Genomic DNA, 25,738 nt, shown 5'->3' with positions numbered 1-25,738 from the left:
TCGTCGCTCGCGGCACCCCGTGGATCTCAGCTCGCAACACTGTCGCATGACAGTTCAATCTTAATGGTTGCTGAGCGAAGCGAAGGATCCTTGATCTGACCATGAACGCCCGTCCGTCCTTCATCATCGAAGACCAGTCCGAGACCGTTGCCTTCCTCGAAAGCGAGCTGAAGCCGGAGCGGAAGATCGACACGCACGGCGCCGTCGTCTTCCTGTGCCGCGAGCGTGCCTACAAGCTGAAGCGCGCGGTGAAGTTCCCCTACATGGATTTCTCGACCGAGACCCGGCGCGCCGAAATGTGCGCGGCCGAGATTGACGTCAACCGCCGGTCGGCGCCGGAGATCTATCTCGGCATCGCGCCCGTGCTGCGCCGCGACGGGAAGCTGGCGCTGGGCGAGATCGGTGAGACGTCCGCGCACGCGATCGACTGGCTGGTCGTGATGCGCCGCTTCGACGAGGAGGGGCTGCTCGATCGGATGGCGGCACGCGGGGCGCTTACGCCGGCGCTGATGGCGGCGCTCGGCGCCCGGGTGGCGCAGTTCCACGATGCGCTGCCGTCCATCGCCTCGGGCTTCTGCGCGCCCGACGACTATCGCCACTCGGTGGCGGCCGACGTGCGCCAGATGCGTGAGGCGGGCGAGCGGCTCGATCCGGCGACCAGCGAAGCGCTGGCCGAGGCGATGCCGCGCTCGCTCGAGCCCTTCGTCGATCTCGTGGCCCGCCGCGTCGCCGCGGGGGCGATCCGCCGCTGTCACGGGGATCTTCACCTGCGCAACATCGTGACCTTGAACGGCCAGCCGGTGCCGTTCGATGCCATCGAGTTCTCCGACAAGATCGCCAACATCGACGTGCTCTACGATCTCGCCTTCGCGCTGATGGACCTGGCGCGACAGGGGCTGGGCGCGCTGGCCAATCGCCTGCTGAACGAATGGCTGTGGCGGGTCGGCGAGGTCGAGGGCGCCTCGCACGAGGAAGCGCTGGCGCTGCTGCCGATGTTCCTCGCGCGCCGGGCCTCGATCCGCGCCTATGTCGATTCCGCCGTCACGGCCGTGAGCGGCGCCGACAATGCGCCGGCGCGCGCTTATCAAAAGGCGGCGCTGGAATTCCTCAAGCCCGCGCCGCTACGGCTGGTGGCGATCGGCGGCCTGTCGGGCAGCGGCAAGACCACGCTGGCGCTGAAGATGGCGCCCGAGATCGGCCGCTCGCCGGGCGCCGTCGTGGTGCGCACCGATGTCGAGCGCAAGCGGCAGGCGGGTATCGCGCTGGAGGAGCGCATGCCGGCCGGCAGCTACTCGCCGGAGGCCTCTGCCAGGATTTATGCCGCGTTTATGGCGCGGGCCGAGCGCGTGCTGCGGGCAGGGCACAGCGTCGTGCTCGACGCGGTGTTCGCCCGGCAGGACGAGCGCGCGGCGGCCGAGGCGCTGGCCCGCAAGGTCGGCGTGCCGTTCCAGGGCATCTGGCTCGACGTGCCGAAGGACGTGGCGCAGCAGCGTGTTGCGGAGCGCAAGGGAGATGCCTCCGACGCGACGCCGTCCGTGGTCGGGCGCCAGTTCGACTATGACCTCGGTCGCATTGATTGGGATCGTCGCAACGCTTGACGAGCCAACTGTGAGTGAGTAATCACTCACTTATGAATCAGGTCCCTCTGATCGATGTTCGGGACGGTGGTCTGGCCGGAAATGTGCGCGGCCGGGAGGCAGAGGCGCTCGCCGTGCGCGACGCCTGCCTCGGTTGGCTTCCTGTCGGAGGGCTGCTGGCCCGCCTGGCCGATCCAATCGTGCGGTGGTGGATGAAGCGGGCGGGGACCGCCTATGCGGCCGAGATCGACGCCGTCGCCCGCACGCTGAAGCGGCCGGGCATCTGGCTGCTGCACGGCGCCTATCTCTTCGGCTGCACGACGCTGGCCGACGACACGGCGCAGGGACCGCGTCTCCGCCGCACGCTCGACTGGCCGTTCCCCGGTCTCGGCCGTCTCGTCGAGGTGAGGCGCCAGCGCGGCGTGGCCGGGGAGTTCCTGAACGTCACCTGGCCGGGCTTCGTCGGCGTGCTGACCGCCGTGGCGCCGGCACGCTTCGCCGCCTCGATCAACCAGGCGCCGATGCGCCGCCGCTGGCGGACCTCGATGCTGCTGTGGCTCGACTATGTGCTGAATGCGCTTGCCGGCTTGCGCAGCACGGGGCGCCTGCCGCCCGAGCATCTGCTGCGCCACGCCTTCGAGACCTGCGCGAGTTTCGACGAGGCACGCCATCTGCTGGAAACCGTGCCGGTTGCGCGACCGGTTCTCTTCATGCTCGTCGGCCCGCAGCGGGGCCAGCGCATCGTGATCGAACGCGAGGAGACGCGCGTGCGGACCTATCGCGACGACACGGTCTTCGCCAATGACTGGCGCGAGCGCAGCAGCCGCTGGCGCCCCCGCGCCTGCGGCGACGGCGCACCGGTCGAGAACAACATCCGCCGCCGCACTGCGCTCGCTGCCTGGTCGGGACGCGATGCCGACGAGTTTGACTGGGTAACGGCTCCCGTCCTCAACGCCTGCACGCGCCTCTCGGTCGAGATGTGTCCGGCGACCGGCCAGCTGACCGTCGCCGGCTGGGAAGCCGACGAACGAGGCAGCGCCGCCCGCGTCACCGCGATCTCGACCTTTGTCGAACAAACGAAATAAACGAAACAAACGAAACAAACGATTCGGGAGCGGCGGCTCCCGAATCAGGGGGCGCGGTGAGCAGTCTTCGGGAGCCGCGATGAGCAAGGCAGAAGGCTCCGAGCGCAAGGCAGGAAGCATGGCGGGGCTCCTGCTCACCTTATCGATCCTGGTCGGGATCCTGTACGCGATCTCGAACCCGGTGTTTCCTACCAAGGCAAAGATTTTTTTCGGGATTGTCGACTACAAGCCCTCGACGTTTGTCGAGCAGCCGGCGGCACCCTTCTTCTACTCGGTTGGAAACAGGCTGAGGTTTGGGAGCGTCATTGCGGACGAGGGGCCGATCCTCTTCGAGGCCAAGCCTTCGGACGGTGGGATATGGGCCGTTTATGTCAGTCCTGACGAGACGAAGGCCGTGGTGGCGAGCGGCGGCGATTTGTACTTCGTGCTACCCGGCCAGCCGGCGACGCTTCTGCTTCGAGATGCCTACAATCTGATGGGACAGGGCGTCATGAAAGGACCGATTGGCAAACCGGTCTACGACTATCGAGATCTGCAGTGGGACGCTTCGAGCCGCTTCATCTACATTCGCCGAGGCGTGTGGGAAAATCGATATCCCGCACATTCGACGCTTTTTCGCATCGACGTGGCGGATCCAGCCAATGCCGTCGAAATCACCAGCGACATATCCGTATCCAGCATCTTTTTCATTGGTAGCGATGCCATCTGCTTCAACCGGGTAGTCAACAGAGGTGACCTCATCCGGAGATGCATCGTCGATGGTGTGGAGAAGACACCGGAAGTGATCGAGGACCACCGCCTCTTGATGGACGACGGCACGAGCGTCGAGGGAAAACCCTTCGCTTCGTTTCTATGGTCGAGAGGTGGGCTCTGGCTCACAGGGGCGGGCTTCGCTATCCGTGACTACAACGGCCGCTGGGGGTTCTTTTCCAAGAACAGCGATGAAGCGATCTTCCAGTTCAATGGCGGAGTCGAACCGCTCAAGGGGCGTTATGTCGACGGCATCTACGAGGTTAACGCCAATGTCTTGCCCGGTGGGCGCTATGCTTTCCTCGATCTCCTGATGGAGAACTTCAAGGGCAGGCGTGGGAAAATCCTCGTGGATGGGCTTACGGGCCAGTATCGCGAAGTTCCGAACGATACTCTCGTCTATCGCAATCTGAACTCGATCAACTACGATCGCGTCAAGTTCGGCCTGCGCTGGAGCGACACGCCCGAGTTCAAGCCCATGTTTCCGCTACGCCCCTATACGAAATAGACGTCGCGCGAGCCGGTTGGCCGGCATTACGCGCGTTTTTTGGCGGTCGCGCTGCGCGGGAGCAGGCGGGCGAGGTATTGGCCCGTGTAGCTCTCCGCCACCTTGACGACCGCTTCGGGGGGGCCCTCGGCGACCAGGCGGCCGCCGCCCGATCCGCCGTCGGGGCCCATGTCGAGGACCCAGTCGGCGGTCTTGATGACTTCGAGGTTGTGCTCGATCACCAGCACCGTGTTGCCGGTCTCGACCAGGCGATGCAGCACTTCCAGCAGCTTGCGCACGTCTTCGAAATGCAGGCCCGTGGTCGGCTCGTCGAGGATGTAGAGCGTGCGTCCCGTGGCGCGGCGCGACAGTTCCTTGGCGAGCTTGACCCTCTGGGCCTCGCCGCCCGACAGCGTCGTCGCCTGCTGGCCGATATGGATGTAGCCCAACCCCACCTGCTGCAACGTCAGCATCTTGTCGCGAATGACCGGCACCGCCTTGAAGAACTCGCAGCCCTCGTCGACCGTCATGTCGAGCACGTCGGCGATCGACTTGCCGCGGAACACGATCTCCAAGGTCTCGCGGTTGTAGCGCTTGCCCTTGCAGACATCGCATTCGACGTAGACGTCGGGCAGGAAGTGCATCTCGATCTTGATGACGCCGTCGCCCTGGCAGGCCTCGCAGCGACCGCCCTTCACGTTGAAGGAGAAGCGGCCGGGCTTGTAGCCGCGCTCGGTCGATTCCGGCAGCTGGGAGAACCAGTCGCGGATCGGCGAGAAGGCGCCGGTATAGGTCGCCGGATTGGACCGCGGCGTGCGGCCGATCGGCGACTGGTCGATGTCGACGATCTTGTCGAGATGGTTCACGCCGTCGAGCCCGGCATGCGCGCCAGCATGCTCGCGCGCATTGTTCAGCTTCTTGGCCAGCGCCTTGTAGAGCGTCTCCACGATCAAGGTGCTCTTGCCGCTGCCCGAGACGCCGGTGACGCAGGTGAAGGTGCCGAGCGGAATGCTGGCCGTGACGTTCTGGAGATTGTTCTCCGTGGCACCCTTCAGCGTGAGCCAGCGGCCGTTCTTGGGCGGCGGCTCGCGGCGTACCTTGGGGATCGGAACCTGGCGGAAGCCGGAGAGATATTGGCCGGTGAGGCTCGCGCTGTTGCGCATCACCTCCTCGGGCGTGCCCTGGGCGATCACGTTGCCGCCATGGGCGCCCGCGCCAGGGCCCATGTCGACCAGATAGTCGGCCGAGCGGATGGCATCCTCGTCATGCTCGACCACCAGCACCGTGTTGCCGAGGTCGCGCAGGCGGGTGAGCGTCTTCAGCAGCCGGTCGTTGTCGCGCTGGTGCAGGCCGATCGACGGCTCATCGAGCACATAGAGCACGCCGGTCAGGCCCGAGCCGATCTGGGAGGCGAGACGGATGCGCTGGCTCTCGCCGCCCGACAGGGTGCCGGAGGTCCGGTTCAAGGTCAGGTAGGAGAGGCCGACATTGTCGAGGAAGCCCAGCCGCTCGTTGATCTCCTTGAGAATACGGGCGGCGATCTCGCGTTGCTTGGCCGTGAGCTTGGGATCGAGCGCCAGGAACCACTTCACCGCCTCGCCGATCGAGAACTCGGTCGTCTGGCTGATGTTGAGGCCGGCGATCTTCACGGCCAGCGCCTCGGGCTTGAGGCGGGCGCCGTTGCAGGTCTCGCATTTGCTCTCGTGCTGGAAGCGCTCCAGCTCCTCGCGCACCCAGGAGGAATCGGTCTCCTTCCAGCGGCGGTCGAGGTTGGGGATCACGCCTTCGAACGGCTTGGTCGTCTGGTACTGGCGGATGCCGTCGTCGTAACGCATGGCGATGGATTCGCTGCCGCTGCCGTAGAGGATCGTGTCACGCACCTTCTTCGGCAGGTCGCGCCACGGCACCGAGGTCTTGACCTTGAAGTGCTTGGCGATGCTGTCGAGCGTCTGCATGTAATACTGGCCCGACGAATCGGCCCACGGCGCGACGGCGCCTTCCGAGAGCGAGAGCCGGTCGTCCGGCACCACCATCTCCGGATCGAAGAACATTTTTACGCCCAAGCCATCGCAGGAGGGGCAGGCGCCCTGCGGCGCATTGAATGAGAAGAGGCGCGGCTCGATCTCCTCGATGGTGAAGCCGGAGACCGGGCAGGCGAAGCGCGCGGAGAAGACCGTGCGCTCGCCATTGTCGGCATTCTCGGCGATGGCCAGGCCTTCGGCGAGCGACAGCGCGGTCTCGAGCGAATCGGCCAGGCGATTGCCGAGGTCCGGCTTCACGACGATGCGGTCCACGACCACGTCGATGTCGTGCTTGAACTTCTTGTCGAGCGCCGGCGCTTCGGCGATCTCGTAGAGCTTGCCGTCGACCTTTACGCGCTGGAAGCCCTTGCGCTGCAGCTCCTGCAGTTCCTTGCGATACTCGCCCTTTCGGCCGCGCACGATCGGCGCCATCAGATAGAGGCGCGTGCCGTCCGGCATCGTCTTGATGCGGTCGACCATCTGCGAAACGGTCTGGCTCTCGATCGGCAGGCCGGTGGCCGGCGAGTAGGGGATGCCGACGCGCGCGAACAGCAGGCGCAGATAGTCGTAGATTTCGGTGACGGTGCCGACGGTCGAGCGTGGATTGCGCGATGTCGTCTTCTGCTCGATCGAGATGGCGGGCGACAGGCCCTCGATCGAATCGACATCGGGCTTCTGCATCAGCTCGAGGAACTGACGCGCATAGGCGGACAGACTCTCGACGTAGCGGCGCTGGCCCTCGGCGTAGATCGTGTCGAAGGCAAGCGACGACTTGCCCGAACCCGACAGGCCGGTGATCACCACCAGCCGGTCGCGCGGCAGATCGACGTCGACGTTCTTGAGGTTGTGCTCGCGCGCTCCCCGGACGGAGATGAAGCGATGCGGCTCGGCAGCGGGTAAGCGTGACTTGGCCATCAGGACCGGAACAATAGGGGAGCGGGGGGCCATCGCATATGGCGATTAACCCCCAGGCCCGCCAGTCCCTGCGTCAAGCTGGCGATGCTTGCGCTGCCAGCACCCGCGCCGTCGGCCGGTCGTTCATCAGCAGCTGCGCCGTGCCTGCGATCAGGCCGATCAGCACGCCGATCTTCCAGGCGAGGTCGTAGGAGCCCATCAGGTCGTAGAGGTAACCGCCGCCCCAGGCGCCGAGGAAGGAGCCCGCCTGATGGCTGAGGAAGGCGATGCCGGTCAGGGTCGACAGGAAGCGCAGCCCGAAGATCTGCACCACCAGCCCGTTGACCAGGGGAATGACCCCCAGCCAGAGCGTGCCCATGGCGGCGCCGAACAGCACGACCGAAAGCGGCGTCGGCGGGAACAGGAAGAACAGGGCCACCGCCAGGGAGCGCAGCAGGTAGATCGCGCCCAGCAGCAGGCGCTTGGGATATTTGTCACCCAGCCAACCGAACAACCACGAACTCAGGATGTTGAATCCGCCGATCAGCATCAGTGCGACGGCGCTGTAGGACGGGTCCATGCCGCACTGGGCGAGATAGGTCGGCAGGTGGGTGGTGATGAACACGAGCTGCAGGCCGCAGACGAAGAAGGCCAGCGCCATCACGACATAGCCGGTGTGGCGCCGGGCTTCGTCGAGTGCGCCCACCAGGGTGAGGTTGCGGTCGGTCGACAGGGTGTTGGGCAGCTTGTCGGAGCGGCTGCCGATCCAGGCGGCCGGCAGCATGGCGAGTGCGAGGATCACGAAGGCCCAGACCGCGGCGCGCCAGCCGTCCGTATTGAGAAGATAGGCCGCGATGGGAGCCGTCAGCATGGTGCCGACGGAGCCGGCGGCCGAGACGATGCCGAAGGCCAGGGTCCGGCGGCCCGGTTCGACGACGCGGGCGGCGATGTTGGCGGTGATGCCCGAGGTGGTGCAGGAGAGCGCCACGCCGATCAGGACGCCGGCGCCCAGGATGATGGGCAGGATGCCCTGCGCCGTGGCCGTCAGCCAGATGCCGAGGATGAACAGGGCGCTGCCGATCAGGGCGACCCAGCGGGTGCCGTACTTGTCGGCGAAGATGCCGGCGATCGGCTGGCTCACGCCCCAGGCAATCTGCTGGACCGAGATCGCCAACGCGAAGTCCGAGATGGCGATGCCCAGTTCCTTGGAAGCTGGCGCCTGGAACAGGCCGAGATTCTGCCGGATGCCCATGGCGAGGGTCATCATCAGCGCCGCACCACCCAGGATGGTGTAGGCCTGGCCGGTCGAGACCTGGGGAACGTGGAAGGATTTGCTCATGGCCGGGGAAGATACGGGAGAGTTTGCCGCCGCAACGAATGAATTGTCGGAGGGCGCCCATGAGCAGACCTAACTTCACAACCGTTATTCGGTGTCTTTTCACAGGCTCTCGGAGCTAGGTTGCCCGCCGTGAGGTAGGTGCCGCGTCCCGCGGCGCCGGGAAAGCCAAGGAGGCCCCCATGGCGGGCAGCGTCAACAAAGTCATTCTCGTCGGAAATCTCGGCCGCGACCCCGAAGTGAAGTCCATGCAGGACGGCCGTTCGCTGGTGAACATGTCGGTGGCGACGTCGGAGACCTGGCGCGACCGCAACAGCGGCGAGCGCAAGGAGCGCACCGAGTGGCACCGCGTCGTGATCTTCAACGACAAGCTGGCCGAAGTGGCCCAGAAGTTCCTGAAGAAGGGCGCCAAGGTCTATCTCGAAGGCCAGCTCACCACCCGCAAATGGACCGACCAGAGCGGCCAGGAACGCTACACGACCGAAGTCGTCGTCCCGCGTTTCGGCGGCACGCTCACCATGCTCGACGGCCGCAGTGGCGGTGAGGGCGGTGGTGGCGGCGGCGGAATGGACGACGACTACGGCGGCGGCATGTCCGGCGGTGGTGGCGGTGGTGGTGGTGGTGGACGCGCTGCGCCGCGCGGCAAGGCCGAGCTCGACGACGACATTCCGTTCTAGCGCTCGGGCGCCTTACGCAGGCAATCCCAAGGCGCACAGCTCGGCGGTCGTTTCGTCCGCCGAGCGATGATGGATTGCGCTCATGCCGGCGGCACGGGCGCCCTCGACGTTGACCATGACATCGTCGATGAACACGGCGTCCTGCGGACGAAAGCCGCCGGTGCGGCAGGTCAGCTCGAAGATCGCGGCGTCGGGCTTCCAGCAGCGGACATTCCCGGACACGATGAAGTCGCGGAAGCGTCCGATGAAGGGGTGTCGCACCCGTGCCGGACCGCGCAGCCAGGCGTCGAGGAAGCCGGGCGCGTTTGACAGCAGGTAGAGCGGCACGCCGGCATCGCCCAGCCGCTCGACCAGGGCGGCCATCAGCGGGAAGGCATGGTCGAGCATCTCATCGAAACGGTCGTAATAGGCCGCAATCAGGGCTTCCTTGCCGGGATGGCGGGCTTGCAGCTCGCGGGTCGCGGTGGCGGGATCGCCGTCGTAGTCCTGCCGCATGTGCCACTCGCGGGTGGTCACGGTGGCTAGGAAATCCTCCATCTCCGCAACCTCCGGGATGAGCTTCCGGTAGAGGTGGCGCGGATTGTAGTCGATCAGCACGCCGCCCATGTCGAAGACCACGACGGAGGGGCGGGAAGGGGCGCTTTCTGGGGGCAAAACAAAGCCTTTCCCTGAGGTAAATTCGGCGAGAATTTAGTTAATAAAATCAAAGCGTTAAAGGGGGCGTCTTCAGGCGATTTTTGTTGGTCTTCCGGGGCTTGTTTGCTAGTTTGCGAAATACCCCTTCCGGAGTCTCCGGACAGGCTGCAAGAACGAGAAAAATCCCAGGTCTCCGTGAGCGACGATACGACCCTGCCGCCGGCGCCGCCGCCGCCCTCTGACGCGCCTCCGCCCCCGTCTTCTCCGCACGATATCGCTCCGATCACCATCGAAGAGGAGATGCGCCGCTCCTACCTCGATTACGCCATGAGCGTGATCGTGTCGCGTGCGCTGCCCGACGCGCGCGACGGCCTCAAGCCCGTGCAGCGGCGCATCCTCTACGCGATGAAGGAAGGCGGCTACGACTCGACGCGGCCCTTCCGCAAGTCGGCGCGCATCGTCGGCGACGTGATGGGCAAGTATCACCCGCACGGCGACAGCGCGATCTACGATGCCATGGTGCGCATGGCGCAGGACTTCTCGATGCGCCTGCCGCTGATCTCGGGGCAGGGCAATTTCGGCTCGATGGACGGCGATCCGCCGGCGGCGATGCGTTACACCGAGGCGCGTCTCGCCACGGTCGCCGAGACGCTGCTCGAGGACATCAACAAGGATACCGTCGAGTTCCAGCCGAACTACGACGAGCGCGAGAACGAGCCGACGGTGTTGCCGGCGGCCTATCCGAACCTGCTGGCCAACGGCGCCGGCGGCATCGCGGTGGGCATGGCGACCAACATCCCGCCGCATAATCTCGGCGAGCTGATCGATGCCTGCCTGGCGCTGATCGCCAATCCGGAGCTGACCGTGCCGCAGCTCATGGAATATGTGCCGGGCCCGGATTTCCCGACCGGTGGCATCATCCTCGGCCGCAACGGCATCCGCGCCGCTTTCGAGCTCGGCCGCGGCTCGATGATGATGCGGGCCAAGACCAGCATCGAGGAGAAATCCGGCGGCCGCGAGTCGATCGTCGTCACCGAGATTCCGTACCAGGAGAACAAGGCCCGGCTGCACGAGCGCATCGCCGAGGTGGTGCGCGACAAGAAGGTCGAGGGCATCTCCGAGATCCGCGACGAGAGCGACAGGGACGGCGTGCGGCTGGTCATCGACCTGAAGCGCGACGCCATGTCCGACGTCGTGCTGAACCAGCTCTATCGCTTCACGCCGTTGCAGACGAGCTTCAGCGTCAACGCCCTGGCGCTCGACGGTGGCCGCCCGAAGCTGATGAGCCTCAAGGAGCTGCTCGAGGCCTTCATCCGCTTCCGCGCCGAAGTGCTCACCCGGCGCACCCGCTTCGAGCTCAACCATGCGCGCGACCGCGCCCATGTGCTGGTCGGTCTCGCGATCGCCGTCGCCAACATCGACGAGGTGATTGCGATGATCCGCACCTCGCCCGATCCGAACGTGGCGCGCGAGCGGTTGATGGCCAAGGACTGGCCGGCCGCCGACGTGAAGCCGCTGATCGACCTGATCGCCGAGCCCGGCCGCGAAGTGTCGGCCGAGGGGACCTACCGGCTCTCCGAGGTGCAGGCCCGCGCCATCCTCGAGTTGCGGCTGCAGCGCCTGACCGGCCTGGAGCGCGACAAGATCGCCGAAGAGCTGACCGAGGTCGCAAAGCTGATCGAGGGCTACCTCGAGCTGCTGGGTGATCGCGACAAGCTGTTCGCGCTGATGGCCAGCGAGTTGAGCGAGATCAAGGCGAAGTACGCCACGCCGCGGCGGACCCAGATCGTCGACAACGAGTTCGAGCAGGACATCGAGGACCTGATCCAGCGCGAGGACATGGCGGTCACCGTGACTCATGGCGGCTACGTCAAGCGCGTGCCGGTGTCGGCCTATCGCGCGCAGCGCCGCGGCGGCAAGGGCCGCTCGGGCATGGCCACGCGCGACGACGATTTCGTGTCGAGCCTGTTCGTGGCCAACACGCATACGCCGATGCTGTTCTTCTCCAGCCGCGGCATCGTCTACAAGCTCAAGGTGTGGCGCCTGCCGCTCGGCGCGCCGCAGGCGCGCGGCAAGGCGTTCGTGAACCTGCTGCCGCTCAGCGAGGGCGAGACGATCAGCACGGTCATGCCGATGCCGGAGGACGAGGCGAGCTGGTCGACGCTCAACGTGATGTTCGCCACCGCACGCGGCGGCGTGCGCCGCAACGAGCTCGGCGATTTCACCAGCGTCAACCAGGGCGGCAAGATCGCCATGAAGTTCGAGGGCGAGGATGCGGGCGACCGGCTGATCGGCGTCGGCGTCTGCACCGAGGAGCAGGACGTGCTGCTGGCGACGCGTCAGGGCCGCGCCATGCGCTTTCCGGTCTCGACCGTGCGCGTCTTTGCCAGCCGCAATTCGACCGGCGTGCGCGGCATCGCGCTGGCCGAGGGCGACGAGGTGATCTCGATGTCGTTGGTCGATGGCGGCAAGGGCATCCCGACCGAGGATCGCGATGCCTACCTGCGGCAGTCACGGGCGCTGCGCCAGGCCGAGAATGCGGCGGAGGCCGGCGAAGCCGTCGCAGAGGAAGAGGCCGCAGCGGGCGAGGAGGCGGCGGCGGCGGCCACCACGCTCTCGCCGGAGCGCTTCGCCGAGTTGCAGGCCAAGGAGGAGTTCGTGCTCACCGTGGCCTCGTCGGGCTTCGGCAAGCGCACCTCGGCCTACGAGTATCGGGTGACCGGTCGCGGCGGCAAGGGCGTCGAGCTCATGAACCTCGCCAAGGGCGGCGAGATCGTCGCGGCACTTCCGGTGCTGGATACCGACGAGATCATGCTGGTCACCGACGGCGGCACGCTGATCCGCTGTCCGGTGGATGGAATCCGCATCGCGGGACGGGCGACGCGCGGCGTGCGCATCGTCAACGTGAGCGAGGGCGAGCGCGTCGTCACGGCGGTGCGCATCGGCGAGGACGATGCCGGCAATGGTGGCGCAAATGGCGACGCCGGTTCGGAGCCGAATGCCGAACCAGACATCGATGCCAGTTCCGAGCCAAGTTCCGAAACTAGCGGTGGATAAGGACCGATCGTGTCGCTAAGACTTCGCCGTCGCAGTCTGCGCACAAGGGGGAGACATGGCCGTAGAACGCACCGGGGTGTATCCGGGCACGTTCGATCCCATCACGAGCGGGCACATGGAAGTCGTGCGGCGCTCGCTGCGACTCGTGGACAGGCTGGTGATCGGGCCGCACATCAATGTGGGCAAGGGACCGCTGTTCTCGCTCGAGGAGCGGATCGAGATCATCAAGGAAGACATCGCGGATTTTCCACAGGCGGACCGCGATCGCATCACCGTCGTGCCGTTCGAGGGATTGCTGATTCACTTTGCGCGCGACGTGAATGCGTCCGTCATCATCCGCGGGCTGCGGGCCGTCTCGGATTTCGAGTACGAAATCCAGATGGCCAACATGAACGCCCGCATGGAGCCTGCCATCGAAACCATCTTCCTGATGGCGTCCGACCGGCATCAGTTCATCGCCTCGTCGCTGGTGAAGGACATTGCACGCCTGGGCGGCGACACGTCGCAGTTCGTGTCCAAGCGCGTGTTCGAGCGGCTCAAAGCCAAATTCGGGAAAAAATAAGGCAGGCACCGGTCGCGTTGACCCCCGGCCCGCCACACTTTATATGGGCGCCGCGCGGTGGACAGGCCCGCGGCGCGGAACCGGGAAGAGCCCGTAGCTCAGCGGTAGAGCATCTGACTTTTAATCAGAGGGTCGTGGGATCGTACCCCACCGGGCTCACCACTGGACCCAAGAGGGAGAAGAACGGCTCATGCCGTCGGTGAAAGTCGTCAACGGCAAGCAGATCGTGGTCGAGAATCTCGGTCCGATCGAGCGCCTCTTCAGCTTCATCGTGAAGCCGTTCGTCCGGATGTCGCAGCATCGCGACCTGATCGCTGCCATCCTGCGGCGCGAGGTTCGCGAGCGCTTCAAGGGGTCGATCGCCGGATGGATCTGGGCGATCATTGCCCCCCTGCTGATGATCGCCGTCTATTCCTTGGTGTTCAGCACGGCCCTGACTCTGCCGCTGCCCGAAAATCTGGCCAAGAGCCAGGCCGGTTACGCCCTATTCATCTTCGGCGGCCTCATCATCTTCAATTTCTTCTCAGAGATGGCATTTCGTGCACCGATGCTGCTGCACGAGTACACCCATTTCATCAAGCAGACGATCTTTCCCAGCGACATGCTGGCGGTGATCTCGACGCTGCGCGCCACGGCCTATACGCTGATCTCCTTGGGGGTGATGCTGCTGTTCCAATTGGCGGTGATTGGCGAGCTGCCCGTGACGGTGCTGTTGCTGCCGTTCATTTTCATCCCGTTCATCGCGTTCTTGATCGGCATGTCATGGTTCCTGGCGGCTCTCGGAGCGTTCACGCGCGATGCCGGCTATCTGATGATCACGATCGTGCCTCTTTTCATGTTTGCGACGCCGATTTTCTATCTGCCGTCGATGGTGCCGGCGCCCTACGATTTTTGGATGTATGGCAATGCGCTGGTTTGCTTTGTCGAAATTCTGCGCGACTTGGTGCTGGGGGGCAGATTGCCCAACATGATCCTTTACGGCTGGACATTGTTTATTTCGCTGTTCAGCTTCTATTTCGGCTACTGGTTCTTCGACAGGTATCGGAATGTCATCGTCGACGTCCTCTGAGGTCGTCGTCGAGGCGAAAAACCTCGGCAAGGCCTTCCAGCTCTACGCCCATCGCAACGACTGGCTGAAACAGGTCCTGTTCGGCTGGTGGAAAGCCTACTTCAAGCCGTTCTGGGTGCTGCGCGACGTCAGCCTCGAGGTGAAGAAGGGCGAGAGCATCGGCATCCTCGGCCGCAACGGCTGCGGCAAGTCCACCCTGCTACAGGTGGTCTGCGGCATGACCCTGCCCAGCCATGGCGAACTCAGGGTCACGGGCCGCATCGCGCCGGTGCTGGCGCTGGGCTCGACCTTCGACATGGAGCTGTCGGGTCGCGAGAACGTCCTGATCGGCGGCGCCGTGCTCGGCCTGAAGCGCAGCGAGGTCCTGCGCAAGTTCGATTCGATCGCCGAATTCGCCGGCATCGGCGAGTACATGGACCAGCCGGTGAAGCACTATTCGATGGGCATGCGCACGCGCCTGGCCTTCTCGATCTGCGCCCATGTCGAGGCCGACATCCTGGTCGTCGACGAGGCCCTGTCGGTCGGCGACGCCGCCTTCCAGCGCAAGTGCCTCGACTGGATCGACAATTTCCGCAAGACCGGGACGCTGCTCTTCGTGTCCCATTCGATGGCCGAGGTGCGCCGCCTGTGCACACGCGCCATCTGGATCGAGGAAGGGCGTATCCGCGAGCAGGGCGATCCCAACGACGTCATCCGCTCCTATCATCGCGCCCTGCTGGTCGAGAAGGACGATGTCCAGCGCTTCTCCTCCGGGAACGCCCAGTCCGGGAACGCCCAGCCTGGGACCGCCAAGCAGGTTGCTGCCGGCGAGTGATGCGGCATGGAGCCGGGGACCCTGGCGTGGCTCGGCTTCGGCTGGTGGTCCCTCGGCTCGGCAATCCATTGGGTAAGCGCCGCGCTGGCGCGAACGCCCCGTCCGGCCATTCCCGCCCGCCACAAGGCCACTGATTTCAGCATCGTGGCGCCGATGGCCGGCGCCGAGGACGCGGCCGAGGCCTATGTGCAGGTCCTGCGGCGGCTGGCCGAAGCCGGGGCGGAAGTGCTGATCTGCGTGGCCGACGCCGATGACGGCGCCGTGGTGCCGACCCGGGCCTTGTGGCCGGAGGCGCCGATCTTGGTCGGGCGCGACGACACCTTCAACCCCAAGATGAACAACGTGCGCAAGGGGCTCGAGGCGGCAAGCCGCGGGATCGTGGCGCTGTGCGACGCCGGCATCCATCTCAGCCTCGACGAACTGTGCCGCGCGGCGGCGCCTCTGTCGGCGGGGGCGGGGCTCGTGCTGGCGCTCAAGGCGGCGGAAGCGCCGGGGACTTTCGCGGCCGAGATCGAGCGGGCCTATATCGACGGCCATCAGGCAAGGTTCCTGTTCGCAGCCGACCGGCTGGGCCTGGCCGTGGCGTCCGGCGGTGTCACGCTGATGACCCACGACACGCTGCAACGCATCGGCAACTGGCGCGGCTTCAATCGCTGGATCGCCGACGACTATTCGGTCGTGCGTTCCGTGCGTGGCCTGGGGCTTCCCACGCGCCTCGGCGAAGTCATGCCGCGCCTGCCGCTCGGGAGGCGGTCTTGGAGCACCGTGTGGCGTCGGCAGGTCCGCTGGGCAAGAACCCGGCTGCGCCTGCCGGTCTGGCCGCTCGTGCTGTGGGAACCCGCGATCGGTTGGGCCGCCACAGGCGGAGCCGGAGCCGCTGCACTCATCGGTTGGGGGGCGAACGCGACCCTGATCGCCGCGGCCCTTGCCCTTCATACCGCCTCCTGGCTGCTGGCCGAGAAGTGGTTCATGGCGGGCCGCGGCCTGGCGTTCGGAAGGCGCGCGGCGGCGGCGGCGATGGTTCGCGAGGCGCTGGCGCCGGCGCTCATCGTAACGGCGTTGTGGGGCCGGACCATTTATTGGCGCGGGACCGACCTCGGCGGCCAATGGCGCGACCGCCGGGACACTGGCAAGGATACGCCGAGCAACACCGCAACCGGGAAATCCGCATGAGTAGTATGGGTACCAGGCATCCGATCTCCACCGTGACGTTGCCGGCGAAAGTCGATTCCGTGACGGTGTCGGACGTCGAGGTCATGCTGATGGCGGCTCTTCGGCCGGGGGCCCGCGTCATCGTCGATGGCAGTCAGGTCGCCTATATGAGTGCCGCCGGCGTGCGCACCTTTGCGTCCGTTCTGCACAAGGCAGCGCAGGTGCAGGCCCGCGTCGTTTTCTGCCGGTTCACCGGTGCGGCCTGGGACTGCCTCCTTGTCAGCGGCTTCTCGGAGTTGCTCGACATCGCCGAAACGACGGAGCAAGCCGCGGCGAGGCTCCAGAAGTAACGTCGCCATCCACCGGGGAAAGCTTGCACCCGCGCGGGCCTGCGGGTTAACTACATCTTGGGCTGAGTTGAAATATCAATGAGTTGGGGCATGGCGCGGCAAGAATCGCTGCGACAGTTCCGGACGGAGATCGGGATTTGACAATCTGGAGCTGGCTGCGCGCTGCCGCGCGACCGACCGCCATTGTCCTCGGCCTGGGTATTGGCTTGGCGGCCTGTACCGCGATGCCCGGCGACGGTCCCTGGATGGGCGGAGCGGCCACGACGTCGACCGAGGCATTGCCGTTCGACGTGATCGATCTCACGCCCACCACGATCGTGAATTATCGGCAGCCGCCGCCCGTCGATAAGCCCTCGACGGTGAGCAATCTGCCGGCCGGCGGCCGGGTCGCCGTGGCGCCGGGCGATGCCATCAAGGTCCGTGTCTTCGAGCCCTACGAAGGCAGCATTTTCCCGACCATCCAGAGGCCGGGTGCGGATTTCGGCGTCCAGCGCGTCACCGATGACGGCACCATCACCGTGCCGTTCGTCGGCACGATCAAGGTTGCGGGGCTCGATCTCAGCCAGATCGAAAAGAAGGTCGCCCAGCAGGTTGCCGCTTCCGGCAAGGCCCAGGATCCGCAGGTCATCGTCGAATTCGTCGCCGACCGGACGCATACGGTCATGGTGTCGGGCGACGTGAGGAACCCCGGCCGGGTCTCCCTGCTGGAAGGTGTCCGCACCGTCGTCGAGGCGATCAACAAGTCCGGCGGTCCGTCCGGCATGGGTGGTCAGGTCCCCGGCGGGGTCGGTGCCAACCAGTTCGAAGTCGTGGTGCGCCGCAACGGCCAGATCATCCTGCAGTCGCAGTTCTCCGACCTGCTGGCGGGAGGCGACATCGCCCTCCAGAAGAACGACGAGATCGTGGTGCGCCCCAACCCGCGCATGTTCACGGTGCTGGGCGCCGTGGTGAAGGCGGGCAACGTCGACATGTCCAAGCATACGGTCAGCCTGCTGGAGGCCATGGGCATGGTCGGCGGGCTGAACGACTCGCGCGCGAACAAAACGGGCGTTTATGTGTTCAGATTGGGGGATTCGCTGAACAACCCCACGGCGCGGGGCCGGGTTTTCCGGCTTGATCTCTATCAACCCGTATCCATTTTTGTCGCGCAGCAGTTTCCCGTGCTGCCCAAGGACGTTGTCTACATCACGAACGCCCCGCTGTACGAGTACGACAAGATTCTGACATCAATCTATCGCACAGTTTCGATCGTGGGGGTCGCGCGAGGCAATATCCTCACCACGGGCTACTAACTAAAGGAAGCGTACCGGAGCGTTTTCTGGTACCATCTATTATGGCGCAGGCACGAAAGTTCACTTGGGGCGCCACAGGTTTGGCCGCGTTGCTCGTCATCGCGGCCCTTGTCCTGTGGATGACGCCCAGCCGGCAGACCAGCAGTGCCCAGGACGGACCGCGTCCGGTGGCGCCGTTGATTTCCCGCGGATACACCGACGCACCTTCGGGCACGGCCGTGATCGCCGGCGACCCGGTGGGTGGCGGCGTGCTGATCGAGTTGAAGGTGACCGACGGCCAGAAGGTCAAGCGCGATGAGGTGATCGCCGTCCTGTCGAACTATCCGAAGGCCGATATCGCCGTCCGGACCTCCGAGGCGGAACTAGCCAAGACCAAGCAGGCGCGCGAAGCGATGGTCAGCGGCTATCGCACTGCCGAGATCGCCATGCAGGAAGTCATGGTCAAGTCGGCGACCGAGGAGGTCAAGCTCAAGAACCTCGAGATGCAGCGTTCCGGCAAGCCGCCGGACCAGAAGCAGCTCGAGCAGAGCATCTCCCAGCAAAGCCTCGAACGCGAGCAGGCCAAGCTGCGTGTTCTCAAGGAAACTCTGCAGACCGACCTTCAGCAGATCGACACCGACATCTCGATCATCCAGGCGAAGCTCGACAATGCCCGCAACACCCGCGAGCAGGCGCTGGTGCGCTCGCCGCTGGACGGCATGGTGATCCAGATCTACACGCGCCAGGGCGAGCGCATCTCGATGAACGGCATCGCCAAGATCGTCGACCTGTCGCAGCTCCGTGTCCTGGCGGATGTGGACGAGCTGAACGTCGGCCGGATCGCGGCGGGCGGCAAGGTCGAGGTGACGTTCCGCGGCAGCCCGACCGTCTATCAAGGCACGATCTCGCGCGTTGCACCCACTGTGAAGCGGATGCAGCGCATGGAGCCCGATGGCGGGTCGTCCACCGACGCCCGCGTGGTGCAGGTCGAGATCCAGCTCGACGACCCGTCCAGCATGCCGCAGGTCCTGGGCCGCGAGACGCGCGTCACCTTTCTCTGATGACCGTCACGCTGCCAGCGGCCAAGTCGCTGCCGCGGCGGAGGCGGTGGTTTTCGTGGCGCCCTAATTTCTCGTTCAGCCGTCTGCGGGCGGCCGCGATCACCGCGACGCGGATGCCGCTGGGCGCCCAGCAGCTCAAGCGTCAGCGGACCAGCACGCTTCTCTCGCTTGCCGGCGTGACCGCCAGCCTGCTGGTGATCTTCGCCCAGCTCGGCATCGAACGGGCCGTCTACGATTCGGCGATCCGGCTTCACCGGTCGGTGGTGGGCGACCTCGTCCTGGTGCCCAACGGCTTCAAGTCGCTGCAGCTTCATGCCGAAGTGCCCGCTTCCCTGACCGACGTCCTGGCGGCCAACCAGGCGGTGACCAATACGCTGCCGTTCTGGTTCGGCGTGATGTCGCTGACCCATGCCGGGATGCCGACCGCCCGCCGCATCGCTTGGTACGCGGTCGATGTCGAACGGCCCGCCTTCGACGTTCCCGGCCTGCGCGAGAATCTCTACCGGCTGCGCGAGGCGCGCCGGCTGCTCTACGATCGCGAATCGCGGCCTTATTTCGGCGATCTCGCCGAGCAGGTCGGCCCCGGCAAGCCGGAATTCCAGGTCCTGGGACCGCCCGACAATCGCGGGTTGCTGCGCCAGCTTTTCGTGGTCGGGACCTTCGCGCTCGGGCCCAACGTGCTGAACGACGGCGCCGTCATCATGTCCGAGGACACGATGGCCGAGGTCTTCGGCTCGTGGTGGTCCGACCGTCCGGCCTTCATCGCCATTCAGTTGGCCAAGGGCTCCAACATCGACGCCGTCCGTCAGGAGTTGAACACCGCGCTGGCCGGACGCGGCGAGGTCCTCAGCCTGCGCGACTTCGAGAGACGCGAACGCACCTACTGGTCGCGCGAGACGCCGGTCGGCTACATCACCGACTTGGGTTTCGTGATGGGCGTGATGATCGGCATGGTCTTCATCTACTACGCCCAGTATCAGATCATCCGATTCTATCTGCCGGAATACGCCATCCTGAAGAGCCTCGGCTACGACTGGTGGTTCTTCCTGTTCATGATCGCCCAGATCGGCGCGGCCATCATCACGCCGGCTTTCCTCGTGGCCTTCACGCTGGGCCGCCTCGTCTACGGCGCCACGGAGGCTGCCATGCATCTCGGCATGACGATGGGCCTGCGCGAAATGGTCGTGGCGCTGGTCGCCTGCCTGATCATGACGGCCGTCTCCAGCCTGTTCGCCATCCGGCGCCTGTGGCGGGTCGACCCCATCATGCTGTTCGAGTGACCATGACGGCCGATACACAGGGTTTCGGGCCGGCGGTCGTCGAGGCGGTCGACGTCCATCATCACTACGGCGAAGGGCCGCAGCGGGTCGACGTGCTGTTCGACATCAACATGCAGGTCCGCGAGGGCGAGCTGGTGATCGTCACCGGCCCGTCGGGATCGGGCAAGACCACGCTGTTGACCATCCTCGGGACCATGCGCAAGCCCTCCGAGGGCAAGCTGCGGCTGCTCGGCACCGATATCGTGGGCCTGGGCGGCTCCGACCTCGATGTCCTGCGCAACCGCATCCGCTTCCTGTTCCAGAAGCGCAATCTCCTGTCCTCCCTGACGGCGCTGCAGAACGTGATCGCCGGCGTCTCGACGACGCCCCTGGCGGATCCGGACTGGGACGAGCCGCGGGCGCGGCATCTCCTCGGCATGCTGGGCCTCGCCGACAAGGGATCGGCCTGGCCGGACGAGCTGTCGGGCGGCCAGCAGCAGCGAGTGGCGATCGCGCGCACCATGATCGGCTTGCCCGACCTCATCATTGCCGACGAGCCCACCTCGGCGCTCGACCGTGTCTCGGGACGGCTGGTGGTCGACCAGCTCAAGGATCTCTCCATGCGCGCCAAGTGCGCGGTGGTGCTGTCGACCCACGACGAACGCATCTTCGACGTCGCCTCGCGCCGCCTCCATATCGAGGACGGCCGGTGCTTCGAAGTCCCGATTCATTACCACTGAGAACGGCGGCCCCGGCATGCTGCTGTTCCTGATCGATCTCCTCGTCTTCCTGTGCCTGGCCGCCCAGTTCGCGATCGCGGGTTATTTCCTCTACCTGGTCTACTGGCTGTTCGAATTGCCGCGCGACGAGGCTCCGGCCGCGGCATTGCCCGACGGGCTGCCGCGCGTACTGGTGCAGGTGCCGGTCTACAACGAGCCGCTTGTGGTCGAGCGCTCGATGGCCGCGATGGGGGCGCTCGACTGGCCGCGCGACCGCCTCACCATCCAGCTCCTCGACGACAGCAACGACATCACGTCGGACATCGCCGCCCATGCGGTGGAACGCCTGCGCCGCGCCGGGATCGACGCCCATCACGTCCGGCGCAGCGACCGCGGCGGCTTCAAGGCCGGTGCGCTGGCGGCCGGCCTGGCGCTCGACGATGCGCCCTATGTCGCCGTGTTCGACGCCGACTTCGTGCCGCCGCCCGGCTGGCTGAAGCAGGCGATGGCCGCGATGCTGGCCAACCCGCGCGCCGCCTTCGTGCAGACCCGCATCGAGTGGGGCAACGGCGAGCGCAACTGGCTGACGCGCGCCCAGCGACTCATGCAGGACGCGCACTTCGCCGTGGAACAGGACGTGCGGGCGCGGCGCGGTGTGCCGTTCCAGTTCAACGGTACCGGCGGCATCTGGCGCCGCGCCGCCGTCGAAGAGGCGGGGGGCTGGTCGCACGACACGCTGTCGGAGGATCTCGACCTGGTGCTGCGGACCTACCTGAAGGGCTGGACCGGCGTGTTCCTGATGGACACGCACGTGGTCGGCGAGCTGCCGCAGAAGGTCGAGGATTTCAGCGCCCAGCAGAGCCGCTGGTCCAAGGGCTTCGTGCAGGTCGCCCGCAAGCTGCTGGGCCCGATCTGGAGGTCCGCCTGGCCGACCGAGGCCAAGCTCACCACCACCGTGGCACTCGCCCAGCAGCTCATTTTCCCGCTGCTCGTCGTCGGTATCGTGGCCCTGGTCGTCTCCATCGTGGGCCATGGAAGGCTGCTCGGACTTTTCCGGTTCGGTCTCTGGCTGTGGCTGATCGGCATGCTGGTCGTGCTGTTCGGCATGACCTGGGGCGCCTACAAGCGCCTGCAGCGCGGCAGCGTGGCGCGCTATCTGGTCACGGCTGCCAGCGTGCCGGTGCTGATCGTATATCTCGCCGTCGCCAACGCCGCCGCGATCGTAAGCGCCGGCTTCGGCAAGAAGACAGAGTTCAACCGCACGCCCAAGACGGGCATCTGAGGCAGCTTCGATGGCCATCCTCGCCACCCTGGCTCTTCTGTTCGGCGCCGTGTTCGCGGTCTGCTGCGTCCTGCTGGCCGCCTTCATCGGCAGCCTGCTCTACATGGTGGTGCTGCATCACCGCCTGAAGGCGAGGGGCCTCCAGCGCGAGGAGAGGCTGCTGTCGACGCCGTTGCCGGCCGATGCCGACCTGCCGCATGTCGTGGTGCAGATCCCGTCGTTCAACGAAGGCCCTGTGGTGCGCCGCGGCGCGGAGTCTGCGGCGGCGCTCGACTGGCCGCGCGACAGACTGCATATCCAGCTGCTCGACGACAGCACCGACGAGACGGCCGACATGGTCCGCCAGGTCGCGGCGGAGCTGCGCGCCAAGGGCTTCGACGTGGTGGCGCTGCAGCGCACCGACCGCAGCGGCTACAAGGGCGGCGCGCTGCACGAGGCGATGCAGCAGACGCCGTACGATTTCTTCGCGATCTTCGACGTCGACTATATCCCGCCGACCGACTTCCTGCGCGTCTGCATGCGGCCGTTCTTTGCGGAGCCGAAGACGGCATTCGTCCAGGCGCGCTTCGACTTCCTCAATCCGCACGAGAATGCGCTGACCGAGATGCAGATGGTGACGCTCGACGCCCATCTCGGCATCGAGCAGGCGACGCGCTGCTGGGCCGGCCATCCGCTGCCCTTCAACGGCACCTGCGGGATCTGGCAGCGCGCGGCCATCGACGCAGGCGGCGGCTGGAAGGGCGACACCGTCACCGAGGATCTCGACCTCACCTATCGCGGCTGGGTGAAGGGCTGGCGCGCCTTGTTCCTCACCAGCGTCGGTGTGCCGGGCGAACTGCCAGCCGACACCAAGACCTGGCTGCGCCAGCAGCAGCGCTGGCAGGACGGCTTCCGCCACGTCTCGATGCGGATGTTCCCCGAGATCCTGAAGAGCCGGGACATCACGCCGTCCGCCAAGCTGGCGGCGCTGCTGCATCTCTGCATGGCGCTCAACCAGCCGGTGCTTCTGGTCGGCGTCGTGTCCGGCATCCTGGCGGGCCTGCTGGCCCCCTCGCTGATACCGCTGCTGCTGACGCTGTTCGTCGTGACCGTGGCCTGGGTGCTGGTCTGCGCCACGACCTTCCTGCGCGCCGGTCACAATTTCATCCGCGGCGGCGAGATCCCGCCGCTGGAATTCGCCGTCGTGCTGATGCGCTTCGTCGGCGGCCAGGTGGCGACCGTCGTCCGCTCGTTCGGCGTCCATTTCCGGAAGATGTTCAGCAAGCCCAAGCCGGTCGTGTTCGACCGCACGCCCAAGCGCGGAACTTAATCCAGCACGCTCTCGCGCAGCAGCGGGTGGTGGGCGCAGCGCAGGCCGCCGCCGGTCCGGATCGGTCCGTCGAAGGGAAGCGGGATGACGTCGACCTTGCGGCGCTTCAGTTCGTCGATCACCCGGCGATTGTCGGCGTCGACGATCATGCGGCCTTCCTCGAGCACCAGGCCGTTGGTCGCGAGGAGCGTGGCCTCCTCGACCGAGACCTCGATCTTGTCCCACTCACGCAGCGACATCGGCAGACCGTCGATCAGCTTCCCGGGGCAATAGACCAGCAGGCCGGGCTTCACGAGACCCAGTGCACAGTCGAGGTGCAGCACGTTGGAGCGCAGCGCCACGGGAAGCACCCGGTAGGTGTCGCCGAGCAGGGCCTGCAGCCAGTCGGCACCGGCGAGATCGGAGGCGCAGCCCGAGATGCCGACATAGATCTCGCGGCTGTTGAGCAGCGTATCGCCGCCTTCGAGAAAGGGGCCGTCGACGCAGGCCGGCGAGCCCAGCGGGACGCTCGACCAATGGGCGCCCTTCGCGGCCACGGCTTTCTGGATGAGCGGTCGCAGGCCGTAGCGCTCGCGCTGGCGGCACTTCAGGCGCAGCGAGGCGTCGATCACGTGCCTGCCGACAACGATCATGCCGTCGCGCGGAAAGAGCTGCGCGCCTTCGCCGTTCGGAGCGAGGAAGGTGCGTTCCTCGCCCTTCAGCCGCTGCGGGCGATGCACGGAGACGCCCTCGCGGGCCACGAGTTCGGCCAGCGCATCGACCTGGCGCTCGATCCGGTGCGCCCATTCGGGATCGACATCGATCAGCCGCTTGCCGGCGTAGGTGCTGCTGAACTCGGCGCCGGCCTCTGTCAGCCAGCGCTGCGAGTCCTCATGGAAGACGACGAAGTCTTCGGCCGGCGAGATGCCGATCACCACGTCGCGAAGCTTGCCCCACTCGTGGTGGACGCCGAACAACATGCTCAGACCCGCGCGTAGATGTCCTCGTAGCGCACGATGTCGTCTTCCTCGACATACTCGCCGGTCTGCACCTCGACCACTTCCAGCAGCTCCTCGCCGGGATTGGCGAGGCGATGGACGCCGCCGATCGGAATGTAGGTCGATTCGTTTTCGTGCAGGGTCGTGACCTTGCCGTCGAGCGTGACCTCGGCGATGCCTTTGACGACCACCCAGTGCTCGGCGCGGCGGTTGTGGCTCTGCAGGCTGAGCTTGGCGCCGGGCTTGACCGTCAGCCGCTTGGCGCGGAAGCGTTCGCCGCGGTCGATGTCCTGGTAGCTGCCCCACGGGCGGTGCATCACCGCATGCTCGGTGGCGGCGCGGTGCTTGCCGTCAGACATGCGCTGCACCACGTCCTTCAGGCGCGGAAGGTTGTCGCGATGGCCGACCAGCACGGCGTCGTTCATCGACACCACGACGACATCCTCGACGCCGATCACCGCGGTGAGCGGCCCGTCCGAGCGGATGTAGGAATTGCGCACATGGTCGATCTCGACCGGGCCTTCGGTGACATTGCCGGCGCTGTCGGCATGGCCGACATCGAGCAGCGCGTCCCAGGTGCCGAGGTCGGACCAGCGGAAGCGGGCCGGCACGACCCAGCATTTGTCGGTGCGCTCCATGACGGCATAGTCGATCGACTTGGCCGGTGCCTTGCCGAAGGCTTCGGCGTCGAGGAACACGGTCGAGTCGGTCTTCCGGGCCTTGGCGACGGCCTCCTCGGCCGCGGCGGCCATCGCCGGCTCGAAGCGGGCCATCTCCGACAGCAGCAGCTCGGGCGGGAACAGGAAGTTGCCGCTGTTCCACAGCAGGCCCTCGGCGATGTACTGCATCGCCGTCTGGGCATTGGGCTTCTCGACGAAGGCCGCGACCTTCATCACCGGGCCGATCTTCTCGGTCCCGGGACGGATGTAGCCGTAGTCGGTCTTGGGTTCCGTCGGGGGGATGCCGAAGGTGACGATGCCGCCTTTCTCGACGGCCGTGAGGCCCTCGCGGCAGCCGGCCAGGAATTCCTCGGCGCCGATCACCAGATGGTCCGACGCGAGCGCCAGCACGGCCCTCGCGCCGAGACCGCGGGTATAGGCAGCGGCGGCGGCCATGGCGGGGCCGGAGTCGCGGCGCGACGGTTCGACCAGGATGTCGATCTCGACGCCGATCTCGCGCGCCTGGCTCTCGCACATGAAGCGATAGGCGTCGTTGGTCGCGATCACGGGCTTGCCGAACAGGGTGCGGTCGGCGACGCGCAGCAGGGTCTGCTGGAAGGTCGATTGCTTGCCCAGCAGCGGCACGAACTGCTTGGGCATGCTCTCGCGCGACAGCGGCCACAGGCGCTTGCCGGAGCCTCCGACCAGGATAACGGGCGTGATGAGCGACATGA

At 66.1% G+C, this 25,738-nt stretch carries 21 protein-coding genes and 1 tRNA gene; 17 read left to right on the top strand and 5 right to left on the bottom strand.

Annotation, left to right across the window (positions count from 1 at the left end; translation table 11 throughout):
• The first annotated feature begins 101 nt into the window (after positions 1-101).
• From AC1ROX_RS29570 to AC1ROX_RS29560, 3 genes are all read left to right on the top strand, one after another.
• On the top strand, positions 102-1,598 hold the full coding sequence (locus tag AC1ROX_RS29570) for a bifunctional aminoglycoside phosphotransferase/ATP-binding protein (RefSeq protein ID WP_493132145.1): 1,497 nt from the start codon (positions 102-104) through the stop codon (positions 1,596-1,598).
• A gap of 32 nt (positions 1,599-1,630) precedes the next feature.
• Positions 1,631-2,662 (top strand): Ntn hydrolase family protein, encoded by a 1,032-nt coding sequence (locus AC1ROX_RS29565; RefSeq protein ID WP_493132143.1) that lies wholly within the window; start codon positions 1,631-1,633, stop codon positions 2,660-2,662.
• A 79-nt stretch (positions 2,663-2,741) separates the two neighbouring features.
• Entirely contained in the window at positions 2,742-3,920 is a 1,179-nt protein-coding gene (locus AC1ROX_RS29560; RefSeq protein WP_493132141.1) for a hypothetical protein, read from the top strand.
• 26 nt (positions 3,921-3,946) lie between these two features.
• On the opposite strand, the gene uvrA is transcribed toward AC1ROX_RS29560, so the two are convergent.
• On the bottom strand, positions 3,947-6,835 hold the full coding sequence (gene uvrA, locus AC1ROX_RS29555) for an excinuclease ABC subunit UvrA (protein WP_493132139.1): 2,889 nt from the start codon (positions 6,833-6,835) through the stop codon (positions 3,947-3,949).
• A gap of 73 nt (positions 6,836-6,908) precedes the next feature.
• Positions 6,909-8,153, bottom strand: a complete 1,245-nt coding sequence (locus tag AC1ROX_RS29550; protein WP_493132137.1) for an MFS transporter — start codon at positions 8,151-8,153, stop codon at positions 6,909-6,911.
• Between the two features lie 179 nt (positions 8,154-8,332).
• Between AC1ROX_RS29550 and ssb the strand changes: the two genes are divergently transcribed.
• Positions 8,333-8,827 carry a single-stranded DNA-binding protein gene (ssb, locus tag AC1ROX_RS29545; RefSeq protein ID WP_493132135.1) on the top strand — a complete coding sequence of 165 codons (495 nt, stop codon included), beginning with the start codon at positions 8,333-8,335 and terminating at the stop codon, positions 8,825-8,827.
• Positions 8,828-8,839: 12 nt separating this feature from the next.
• Here ssb and AC1ROX_RS29540 read toward each other — a convergent pair whose 3' ends face one another.
• The gene (locus AC1ROX_RS29540) at positions 8,840-9,481 is read right to left on the bottom strand and encodes an HAD family hydrolase (RefSeq protein WP_493132133.1); all 642 of its coding nucleotides are present in this window, start codon (positions 9,479-9,481) and stop codon (positions 8,840-8,842) included.
• Positions 9,482-9,658: 177 nt separating this feature from the next.
• Here AC1ROX_RS29540 and gyrA point away from each other — a divergent pair, with 177 nt between their 5' ends.
• The 13 genes from gyrA (at position 9,659) to AC1ROX_RS29475 (ending at position 23,368) form a co-directional block, all read left to right on the top strand.
• Positions 9,659-12,520, top strand: coding sequence for a DNA gyrase subunit A (gene gyrA / locus AC1ROX_RS29535; protein ID WP_493132131.1), 2,862 nt, complete (start codon positions 9,659-9,661; stop codon positions 12,518-12,520).
• 55 nt (positions 12,521-12,575) lie between these two features.
• Positions 12,576-13,082, top strand: a complete 507-nt coding sequence (gene coaD, locus AC1ROX_RS29530) for a pantetheine-phosphate adenylyltransferase (RefSeq protein ID WP_493132129.1) — start codon at positions 12,576-12,578, stop codon at positions 13,080-13,082.
• An 87-nt stretch (positions 13,083-13,169) separates the two neighbouring features.
• Positions 13,170-13,244: transfer RNA gene (locus AC1ROX_RS29525), tRNA-Lys, on the top strand.
• A gap of 28 nt (positions 13,245-13,272) precedes the next feature.
• Complete coding sequence (locus AC1ROX_RS29520) at positions 13,273-14,151, top strand: ABC transporter permease (RefSeq protein WP_493132127.1); 879 nt, start codon at positions 13,273-13,275, stop codon at positions 14,149-14,151.
• The gene (locus tag AC1ROX_RS29515) at positions 14,129-14,965 is read left to right on the top strand and encodes an ABC transporter ATP-binding protein (RefSeq protein WP_493132125.1); all 837 of its coding nucleotides are present in this window, start codon (positions 14,129-14,131) and stop codon (positions 14,963-14,965) included. Before AC1ROX_RS29520 ends, AC1ROX_RS29515 begins: the two co-directional genes overlap by 23 nt.
• A 6-nt stretch (positions 14,966-14,971) precedes the next feature.
• On the top strand, positions 14,972-16,138 hold the full coding sequence (locus AC1ROX_RS29510; RefSeq protein WP_493132123.1) for a glycosyltransferase: 1,167 nt from the start codon (positions 14,972-14,974) through the stop codon (positions 16,136-16,138).
• Positions 16,135-16,467, top strand: coding sequence for an STAS domain-containing protein (locus AC1ROX_RS29505; RefSeq protein WP_493132121.1), 333 nt, complete (start codon positions 16,135-16,137; stop codon positions 16,465-16,467). The genes AC1ROX_RS29510 and AC1ROX_RS29505 overlap by 4 nt, the downstream gene beginning before the upstream one ends.
• A gap of 137 nt (positions 16,468-16,604) precedes the next feature.
• Positions 16,605-17,759: a polysaccharide biosynthesis/export family protein gene (locus AC1ROX_RS29500; protein ID WP_493132119.1), complete on the top strand. Its 1,155-nt coding sequence runs from the start codon at positions 16,605-16,607 to the stop codon at positions 17,757-17,759.
• An 80-nt stretch (positions 17,760-17,839) separates the two neighbouring features.
• Positions 17,840-18,799 (top strand): HlyD family secretion protein, encoded by a 960-nt coding sequence (locus AC1ROX_RS29495; RefSeq protein ID WP_493132117.1) that lies wholly within the window; start codon positions 17,840-17,842, stop codon positions 18,797-18,799.
• Positions 18,799-20,079, top strand: a complete 1,281-nt coding sequence (locus tag AC1ROX_RS29490; protein WP_493132115.1) for an ABC transporter permease — start codon at positions 18,799-18,801, stop codon at positions 20,077-20,079. Before AC1ROX_RS29495 ends, AC1ROX_RS29490 begins: the two co-directional genes overlap by 1 nt.
• Before the next feature lie 2 nt (positions 20,080-20,081).
• Positions 20,082-20,798, top strand: coding sequence for an ABC transporter ATP-binding protein (locus tag AC1ROX_RS29485; RefSeq protein ID WP_493132113.1), 717 nt, complete (start codon positions 20,082-20,084; stop codon positions 20,796-20,798).
• Positions 20,799-20,814: 16 nt separating this feature from the next.
• Complete coding sequence (locus AC1ROX_RS29480) at positions 20,815-22,059, top strand: glycosyltransferase family 2 protein (protein ID WP_493132111.1); 1,245 nt, start codon at positions 20,815-20,817, stop codon at positions 22,057-22,059.
• Between the two features lie 10 nt (positions 22,060-22,069).
• Positions 22,070-23,368 (top strand): glycosyltransferase, encoded by a 1,299-nt coding sequence (locus AC1ROX_RS29475; protein ID WP_493132109.1) that lies wholly within the window; start codon positions 22,070-22,072, stop codon positions 23,366-23,368.
• On the opposite strand, the gene AC1ROX_RS29470 is transcribed toward AC1ROX_RS29475, so the two are convergent.
• Positions 23,365-24,327, bottom strand: a complete 963-nt coding sequence (locus tag AC1ROX_RS29470; protein ID WP_493132107.1) for a hypothetical protein — start codon at positions 24,325-24,327, stop codon at positions 23,365-23,367. The genes AC1ROX_RS29475 and AC1ROX_RS29470 overlap by 4 nt on opposite strands.
• A gap of 2 nt (positions 24,328-24,329) precedes the next feature.
• Positions 24,330-25,736, bottom strand: a complete 1,407-nt coding sequence (locus AC1ROX_RS29465) for a mannose-1-phosphate guanylyltransferase/mannose-6-phosphate isomerase (protein ID WP_493132105.1) — start codon at positions 25,734-25,736, stop codon at positions 24,330-24,332.
• Between the last annotated feature and the right edge of the window lie 2 nt (positions 25,737-25,738).

The sequence above is a fragment of the Reyranella sp. GW821-FHT14A01 genome, from assembly GCF_058803965.1.
This window is presented reverse-complemented; position numbering and strand designations above follow the sequence as displayed.

Excerpts from the sequence above, each read along its gene's own strand:
- AC1ROX_RS29520 (WP_493132127.1), top strand. The coding sequence starts at position 13,273 with ATGCCGTCGGTGAAAGTCGTCAACGGCAAGCAGATCGTGGTCGAGAAT.
- AC1ROX_RS29490 (WP_493132115.1), top strand. The coding sequence starts at position 18,799 with ATGACCGTCACGCTGCCAGCGGCCAAGTCGCTGCCGCGGCGGAGGCGG.
- AC1ROX_RS29550 (WP_493132137.1), bottom strand. The coding sequence starts at position 8,153 with ATGAGCAAATCCTTCCACGTTCCCCAGGTCTCGACCGGCCAGGCCTAC.
- AC1ROX_RS29485 (WP_493132113.1), top strand. The coding sequence starts at position 20,082 with ATGACGGCCGATACACAGGGTTTCGGGCCGGCGGTCGTCGAGGCGGTC.
- AC1ROX_RS29505 (WP_493132121.1), top strand. The coding sequence starts at position 16,135 with ATGAGTAGTATGGGTACCAGGCATCCGATCTCCACCGTGACGTTGCCG.
- AC1ROX_RS29570 (WP_493132145.1), top strand. The coding sequence starts at position 102 with ATGAACGCCCGTCCGTCCTTCATCATCGAAGACCAGTCCGAGACCGTT.
- AC1ROX_RS29480 (WP_493132111.1), top strand. The coding sequence starts at position 20,815 with ATGCTGCTGTTCCTGATCGATCTCCTCGTCTTCCTGTGCCTGGCCGCC.
- ssb (WP_493132135.1), top strand. The coding sequence starts at position 8,333 with ATGGCGGGCAGCGTCAACAAAGTCATTCTCGTCGGAAATCTCGGCCGC.
- AC1ROX_RS29470 (WP_493132107.1), bottom strand. The coding sequence starts at position 24,327 with ATGTTGTTCGGCGTCCACCACGAGTGGGGCAAGCTTCGCGACGTGGTG.
- AC1ROX_RS29565 (WP_493132143.1), top strand. The coding sequence starts at position 1,631 with ATGAATCAGGTCCCTCTGATCGATGTTCGGGACGGTGGTCTGGCCGGA.
- AC1ROX_RS29475 (WP_493132109.1), top strand. The coding sequence starts at position 22,070 with ATGGCCATCCTCGCCACCCTGGCTCTTCTGTTCGGCGCCGTGTTCGCG.
- uvrA (WP_493132139.1), bottom strand. The coding sequence starts at position 6,835 with ATGGCCAAGTCACGCTTACCCGCTGCCGAGCCGCATCGCTTCATCTCC.
- AC1ROX_RS29465 (WP_493132105.1), bottom strand. The coding sequence starts at position 25,736 with ATGTCGCTCATCACGCCCGTTATCCTGGTCGGAGGCTCCGGCAAGCGC.
- AC1ROX_RS29510 (WP_493132123.1), top strand. The coding sequence starts at position 14,972 with ATGGAGCCGGGGACCCTGGCGTGGCTCGGCTTCGGCTGGTGGTCCCTC.
- AC1ROX_RS29560 (WP_493132141.1), top strand. The coding sequence starts at position 2,742 with ATGAGCAAGGCAGAAGGCTCCGAGCGCAAGGCAGGAAGCATGGCGGGG.
- AC1ROX_RS29515 (WP_493132125.1), top strand. The coding sequence starts at position 14,129 with ATGTCATCGTCGACGTCCTCTGAGGTCGTCGTCGAGGCGAAAAACCTC.
- coaD (WP_493132129.1), top strand. The coding sequence starts at position 12,576 with ATGGCCGTAGAACGCACCGGGGTGTATCCGGGCACGTTCGATCCCATC.